The organism is Clostridium sp., from assembly GCF_032552055.1.
Lineage (GTDB): Bacteria > Bacillota > Clostridia > Clostridiales > Clostridiaceae > Clostridium.
Genome location: NZ_JAWGSV010000160.1, coordinates 1 through 7,257, shown reverse-complemented (window position 1 = coordinate 7,257; position 7,257 = coordinate 1). Strand labels below are relative to the sequence as shown.

General features: G+C 27.3%; 7 protein-coding genes and 1 pseudogene. 6 read left to right on the top strand and 2 right to left on the bottom strand.

Translation table 11 applies throughout. From position 1 onward, the window contains the following. Window positions 1–189: 189 nt before the first annotated feature. From E6248_RS10935 to E6248_RS10910, 6 genes and pseudogenes are all read left to right on the top strand, one after another. On the top strand, window positions 190–600 hold the full coding sequence (locus tag E6248_RS10935) for a GNAT family N-acetyltransferase (RefSeq protein ID WP_316340837.1): 411 nt from the start codon (window positions 190–192) through the stop codon (window positions 598–600). Between the two features lie 506 nt (window positions 601–1,106). Then, a complete protein-coding gene (gene aroE / locus E6248_RS10930) occupies window positions 1,107–1,928 on the top strand; it encodes a shikimate dehydrogenase (RefSeq protein WP_316340836.1) in 822 nt (273 codons plus the stop codon). A gap of 118 nt (window positions 1,929–2,046) precedes the next feature. Then, complete coding sequence (locus tag E6248_RS10925; protein WP_316340835.1) at window positions 2,047–2,553, top strand: shikimate kinase; 507 nt, start codon at window positions 2,047–2,049, stop codon at window positions 2,551–2,553. 12 nt (window positions 2,554–2,565) lie between these two features. Continuing rightward, window positions 2,566–3,006, top strand: a pseudogene (locus tag E6248_RS10920) (type II 3-dehydroquinate dehydratase). A gap of 355 nt (window positions 3,007–3,361) precedes the next feature. Further along, a complete protein-coding gene (gene aroF / locus E6248_RS10915; protein ID WP_316340834.1) occupies window positions 3,362–4,375 on the top strand; it encodes a 3-deoxy-7-phosphoheptulonate synthase in 1,014 nt (337 codons plus the stop codon). A 207-nt stretch (window positions 4,376–4,582) separates the two neighbouring features. After that, window positions 4,583–5,425 carry a prephenate dehydrogenase gene (locus tag E6248_RS10910; RefSeq protein ID WP_316340833.1) on the top strand — a complete coding sequence of 281 codons (843 nt, stop codon included), beginning with the start codon at window positions 4,583–4,585 and terminating at the stop codon, window positions 5,423–5,425. Window positions 5,426–5,474: 49 nt separating this feature from the next. Here E6248_RS10910 and E6248_RS10905 read toward each other — a convergent pair whose 3' ends face one another. Further along, window positions 5,475–5,636: a hypothetical protein gene (locus tag E6248_RS10905; protein ID WP_316340832.1), complete on the bottom strand. Its 162-nt coding sequence runs from the start codon at window positions 5,634–5,636 to the stop codon at window positions 5,475–5,477. Between the two features lie 276 nt (window positions 5,637–5,912). Further along, window positions 5,913–6,950, bottom strand: a complete 1,038-nt coding sequence (locus tag E6248_RS10900; RefSeq protein WP_316340831.1) for an HD-GYP domain-containing protein — start codon at window positions 6,948–6,950, stop codon at window positions 5,913–5,915. Window positions 6,951–7,257: the final 307 nt, after the last annotated feature.

Genomic DNA, 7,257 nt, shown 5'->3' with positions numbered 1-7,257 from the left:
ATAGTAAGTAGGATAATGTATAAGCGTTAACTATAGAAAAAATCAAAGACTACTATAAATATAAAATTTATGCAAATAGGAGTAGATTTTTTTAAAAAACTATTATATAATAAAAATATAAATATTGAGAATTTTCTGAAAATTAAAAAGCTATGGGGGTAGCAAAATTTTCAAGGGGAGGATAGAATTATGATTGGCTTTGATATTAGAAATGTACATACAGAAGATTACAAAGCAATACAAAAACTTAATTCTAAATTAAATAACACAAAGATTAAGGAAATTAAAGGGGACAAAAATTGTATAGCTTATGCAGCACAATTAAATGATGATGTAATAGGGTATGCAATTTTCCATATCTTTAATGAAAATGATTACAAAGGAAAAATAGATATAGATGATATATTTGTAGAAGAAATGTATAGGGGATTAGGTGTTGGTCATCAACTTATGATTGAAGTAGAAAAAGCAGCAAAAGATCATAAGGCTAATTATATAACAAAATCTGATGATAATTTTGATGAAGAAGGAGGGTATTTCTTAATAAGAGAAGGGTTTAATTATAATATTGAAAGGGGTTTTGAAGCAAAAGTTTCATAGAATAGATAAAAAGGAGTGATGATAAGCTAAAATAAAAATATCTTTAATAAAGGGGAAACTATTAGAAATAAGTAAAAAAGGGGGGAGATATTAGAGTAACAGATAGAGGAGGGATATGAATAGTATATTAGTATAACTAGTGGAAAAAATTATTAGATAGAAAGGAAAGTAATAAAATTTATCTAAAAAGTAGGAATAAAAAGGAGTGTGGTGTGAAGGTTTGAAGAAAGATAGTAAGGAGGACAGTAAGGTAAATAGTAAGAAAACTATTTTAAGAAAAATAGTAAGAACAACGGAATTTAATTATAAAGGAGGAATGTACTATTATTAATTTAAATAGGAAAGGAGGAGTGCCAGATAATAAAATTTAATTACGAAAGGGGGAATAGGAAAATTATTTGCTCCATAATTAGAAGGTAGCAAAAGTTGATTATAGATATCAATTTTTGCTACCTTTGTTGTTATGTAATTATGTTATAATATAAAGTAAAAAAGGGGGCGTGATTATGGAATTTTACGGGTTACTTGGGGAAAAGCTTTCTCACAGTTTATCACCAGAGATTCACTTTGAAATCTTGAATTCTATTAAGAGAGAAGGGGCTTATAAACTATTTGAAATAGAAAAAGATAATCTTTCTGATTTTGCAAAAGCACTTAAGCTTTTAAAAGTAAAGGGATGTAATGTTACCATTCCTTATAAAAAAAATATAATGAAGGAATTAGATGGAATCTCAGAAGAAGCAGTTAAAATAGGAGCTGTTAATACTATTTATTTAAATAATGGAAGTCTTCAAGGATTTAATACAGATTATTATGGCTTTGGGGTAATGCTTAAAATAAGTAATATCGAAGTTAAGGATTCTGTAGCAGTTATCTTAGGTAATGGAGGAGCCTCTAGAGCAGTTCTTCATTATTTATTAGACAATGGAGCTAAAGAAGTTTACATAGTAAGTAGGAAGCCTAATAATGAAGAATATAGTCTAAGTAATGTTAAGGTTATTAGTTATGAGGAATTAAAGTATATAAAAGGTGATATATTAATTAATTCAACGCCAGTAGGGATGTACCCAAATATATCAGAATCTCCAGTATCTAAAGATATAATAAATAATTTTACTTCAATAGTTGATTTAATATATAACCCATATGAAACTAAGTTTTTAGCTTATGGAAAAGAGTTAAATAAGAAAATAGTTGGAGGTCTTTATATGCTTATAGGGCAAGCGGTTAAGGCTCAAGAAATATGGCAGGAAATAGATATAGATGAAGGAATTATAAAGGATATATATAATAAAATAAATGTAAGATTTTTAAATAATAATATTTAGATATAGTAAGTGAGAGTGAAATTAGTATAAATAAAATTAGACTCTAAATTATTAGATGAGGATTAGTAATTAGTAATTAGTAATTAGTAAGGGTATTAAGAGAGGATAGTTTATAAATATGGAGAAGAATATAGTTTTATTAATTGGTATGCCAGGCTGTGGCAAAACTACAATTGGATTAGAAGCTTCAAAGAAGTTAGGTTATGACTTTTATGATATGGATAGATTTATAGAGGAAACATCAAACTCCACAGTTAAAGAACTTTTTAGTATAAGTGAAGATTATTTTAGAGATTATGAAAGTAGAGCTTGCAGGGAATTAAGCAGCTTAAAGGAAAAAACTATTATTTCTAGTGGGGGAGGAGTAATTAAAAGAAAGTCCAATATAGATTGTTTTAAAGAGAATGGAATTATAATTTTTATAGATAGACCAGTTGAAGAAATATTAAAGGACGTAGATGTATCTTCAAGACCATTACTCAAAGATGGAAAGGATAGAATTTATAATTTATATAATGAAAGGTATGAATTATATAGTACATACTGTAATTATAAAATTATAAATAATGATACCTTAGAATATGCTATAGATAAAGTTATAGATATTATAAAAACTTGTGAATAAGAGATAGAGAATATGAAGATATTAGTAATAAATGGACCCAATTTAAATATGGTTGGAATAAGGGAAAAAGGCATCTATTGAACTAGAGACTTTAATGATATTTGCAATTATATTTTAGAAGAGGGTAAGAAAAGAAATTTAGATATTAAATTATTTCAAAGCAAAATAGAATGTGAAATAATTAATGAAATTCATAAAGCATATTATGATAATTACGATAGTATAATAATTAACCAAGGAGCAGTTACTCACTATAGTTATGCTATTTTAGATGCTATAAAAGCTGTTAATATTAAGACTATAGAAGTTCATTTATATAATATTCATTCTAGAGAAGAATTTAGACATAAATTTGTAATAGCATCAGCATGCGTTGATCAAATATCAGGATTTAAAGAATATGGATATGTCATGGCTATGGACGCACTTAGGAAGTTAACGATTAACAATTAATGAGATAATTCTTTGGAATTACTTTTCTTAAAGAAGATAGGCTTTAGGAGTTAACGGTTAGTAATTTACAATTAATAATTAACTGATTTAAGTGATGCAACTCTACAAAATTATAGATTTTTATTTATGGAACAGAGATCAGTGGTTTTCATATTAATAATTATATATTCTATAATACTTATAATGATTAGTAGAATAGATTATGGCAAATTTGATTTTAGATATTAAAAAATAAAAAAAGATTTTATGAAATTGATTACCACTCTTGTTTTTTTAGTTTATAATTGGTAAATTATTATAAAGGCATTTATACTACCTGATAAATGCTAATTATTGTAGTATGGAGGGATAGGATATGATTATTGTAATGAATCCAAATTGTAGTGAAAATGAAGTATTGAAGGTTAGAGGAGAATTAGAGGGTAAGGGATTAGGAGTCCACTTATCACAAGGAGAAACTTACTGTATTATAGGAGTAGTTGGAGAAACTAGAGCTATAGATTCAGATAAGCTTTTAAGATTCCAAGGGGTAGATAAAGTTCTTAAGGTAGAAGAGCCTTATAAGAAGGTAAATAGATTATTTAAACCTGAGGATACAGTAATTGATATAAAAGGTAGCTTAATTGGGGGTAACAATTTAGCTGTTATGGCAGGACCATGTTCTGTTGAAAGTGAAGAGCAAATTATTGATATTGCTAAAAGTGTTAAAGAGTCTGGAGCAACATTCTTAAGAGGTGGGGCATTTAAGCCTAGAACATCACCTTATAGCTTCCAAGGTCTAGAATTAGAAGGATTAGAACTTTTAAAGATGGCTAGAGAAGCAACAGGACTACCAATAGTTACTGAAATAATGTCTACAGATTATATAGATGTTTTTGAAAGAGATGTTGATGTAATTCAAGTTGGTGCTAGAAATATGCAGAACTTTGATTTATTAAAACAACTTGGTAAGACAAATAAACCTATTTTATTAAAGAGGGGTTTATCTGCAACAATTGAAGAATGGTTAATGTCAGCTGAATACATCATGGCAGCTGGAAATGAGAATGTAATTCTTTGTGAAAGAGGTATAAGAACCTTTGAAACTTACACAAGAAATACTTTAGATTTAAGTGCAATACCTGTAGTAAAGAGAAAATCACACTTACCAGTAATAGTAGATCCAAGTCATGCTGCTGGATACTGGTACCTTGTAGAACCACTAGCAAAAGCTGCAATAAGTGCTGGAGCAGATGGTTTAATGATAGAAGTTCATAATAATCCTCAATGCGCATTAAGCGATGGTCAGCAATCAATTAAGCCAGAATCCTTTAAGAGAATAATGGATAAGGTTAGGGTATTAGCTGAAATTGAAGGAAAGATATTATAATTAACAAGTAACAATTAAAAATGAAAAATTAAGGTGAAAACTCAGCATAGCTGAGTTTTATCTATAATTATTATTAAAAAGAAAGGATAAAGTTCTAAAAACTATCAAAAGATTTATAGAACTTTAAATCTAAGCAATTTGGTACAAATTGTATCAACAATTGATAATTGATAACTGTTAATTGTTAACTTTATTAAGGGGGCTTTTATGAATATTTTAATAGTGGGACTTGGTGTTATAGGTGGAAGTTATGCTATGGCTTTAAAGGAAGCAGGGTATAATGAGGTTTATGGTATAGATAGTAATTTAGATACATTAAGAAAGGCTGAAGATTTAAAGATTATTAAAAAGGGATTTTTAGCTGGTGAATGTAATAAGGAAGTTATAAGTAAATCAGATTTAATTATACTGTCTATTTACCCAAGATTAATTAAAGATTTTATTGAGGAGAACAAAGGCTATTTTAAAGAAGGAACAATAGTGACAGATGCAACTGGAATAAAAGGTCCTTTTGTAAATGAAATATGCAGTAGTTTGCCTGATGGTATAGATTTTATCTTTGGTCATCCAATGGCTGGAAGAGAAAAGCGAGGAATAAATTATGCATCTAAGGATGTATTTAAAGGTGCAAACTATTTAATTACTATTACTGATAGAAATAAAAAAGAGAATTTACGAGTTTTAAAAGATATAATATATAAAATAGGTTTTAAAAATATAAAGGAAATAACTCCAGAATATCATGATAAGATGATTAGCTTTACTAGCCAATTACCTCATGCTATTGCTGTAGCTCTAATTAATAGCGATGAAGAAGGAAGAGATACAGGAAGATTTATAGGGGATAGCTATAGAGACTTAACTAGAATAGCTAATATTAATGAAGATCTATGGAGTGAGTTATTCTTTGGAAATAAGGACAATCTTCTTGAGGTTATAGAACATTTTTTAAATGAAATGAGCAAAATAAAATCAGCTCTAATAGAAGAAAATGAAGACGAGTTAAAATCATTATTTATTAAATCAAGTAAACGTAGAGAAAAGTTATAATATAAAAGCACTAGTATTAATTGCTTGACCATATAGAATATTTAGGTCATTAAATTACTAGTGCTTTTTTTTCTTTGAATACACAAAGTTTTTGAGAACGTGATTTTATAAATGACAGTATATGAAGCATTTCGTCATCTATACTTTTGCATTTTAGAATTATATCATTTTCTTCAATATCCATATTCTGAACAGTAATCTTCGTAAGCACTTCTCCATAAATTATTTTAAATAAGCACCTTATCTTTAATATTAGTATATTAGCTATAAGGTAAGGTAGCAATAAAATTACCTTTAAGATGTAGAGTTTAAAGGTTAAGATACATAAAAGTAATTTCTAAAAAAAGAAGAATTTAAGTTAGAAGTGAAGTTTGATAACTACAAAAATCAAAAATCCTCTGCTTTTAAACAGAGGATTTTCTATAGACTAGATTTAACAAAGTGAAAGAAATTACTTTATTAATTATAAATTATTCATTGTCAGTTTCTAAATAAGTTCTACAATATTCAGGTTAGATGATTTACTTAAGTCAACAAACTCATTATTAGTTAATACTAAAGGTGAATCGATATTATTAGTATTAATTTGAATTATTTTACAGGTATCACCGTTATTTAATAATGCATTTTGGCCAACATAGAAGTTTTTTAATCCTTCTAAGAATATATTGCAATACTTAAAATCAAGTTTTTCTAAACTTTCATCTCTAATAACTTTTAAGGCTTCAAGAGGACCTTTCTTTTTCTTATGTACCCTATTTGAATTAAGAGCATCAAAGGTATCAGAAATTCCTATTATCTTACCAAAATCATGTATTTGGGATCCTTTTAATCCAAGAGGATATCCACTACCATCACATCTTTCATGATGCATTAGAACTCCATAAAGGACTGAATTACTTATAAAAGGTATTTCTTTGATTTCATCGTAAGTAAGCCTCGGGTGGGTTTTCATTACTTCAAATTCTTCTGGAGTTAGTTTTCCAGATTTATTTATAATTTGCTTACTAATTTTTGTTTTACCAAAGTCATGAAGCAATGAAGCATAAACTAAGAAATGAAGCTTATTTTCACTAAACCCAGCCCATTTTCCTATCATATAACTTACAGCAGCTACATTCACTGAATGCCTATAAACGCTATCTTCACCACTTCCATTTAAAACTATGTTCTTTAGAAAAAGAGAATTGTTTTTTAGTTCATCTAATAGTTTTTCAGTATATTTATTAACCTCATTTGTAGTAGAAGATTTTAAAGTATTTGTATTATCAAATAGTAGTTTAACGTCTACAGTGATATTTTTTAAGGTTTCGTCTACTTTCTCTAAGGCAATAAGTTCTTTAGATTCTTCTTCACTTATGTATACCTCAACTTTATCTAAATAGTATATTAAATTTAATTTATCTAATAAGTGGTTAGTTAATTTGATATCTTTACCTATTAGAACAGTACCATTATAAATTATTTCCTTTGCAGTTATCATACCATCCTGTAATTGGTTAATATCTAATAATCTGGTTCTCATTTTCATGCTTACCCCTTTAGCTCACAAATATATTTTAATTGCCTATGTAAAATATAGTATTATTGTAAAATTATGTCCATAATTTATATCTCGAATGAAAAGATAAAAATTTTAGGAGTAAATAAAAATTATTTAAATATTACAGGAAATTATAATTACTGTTGTAAATTTTTTAATATAGCTAAAAAGATAGATATGATATAATTATGAATATTAATTAAGTAATTAAGCAAATAAATATATAATTTTTGGAGGAATTATTATGAAGGAATTAGAAACTAGGGTAGTAGATATAGATGTAGAAAAA

Bases quoted from the DNA above. Each gene is read 5' to 3' on its own strand.
- E6248_RS10935 (WP_316340837.1), top strand. From the start codon at position 190: ATGATTGGCTTTGATATTAGAAATGTACATACAGAAGATTACAAAGCA.
- aroE (WP_316340836.1), top strand. From the start codon at position 1,107: ATGGAATTTTACGGGTTACTTGGGGAAAAGCTTTCTCACAGTTTATCA.
- E6248_RS10925 (WP_316340835.1), top strand. From the start codon at position 2,047: ATGGAGAAGAATATAGTTTTATTAATTGGTATGCCAGGCTGTGGCAAA.
- aroF (WP_316340834.1), top strand. From the start codon at position 3,362: ATGATTATTGTAATGAATCCAAATTGTAGTGAAAATGAAGTATTGAAG.
- E6248_RS10910 (WP_316340833.1), top strand. From the start codon at position 4,583: ATGAATATTTTAATAGTGGGACTTGGTGTTATAGGTGGAAGTTATGCT.
- E6248_RS10900 (WP_316340831.1), bottom strand. From the start codon at position 6,950: ATGAGAACCAGATTATTAGATATTAACCAATTACAGGATGGTATGATA.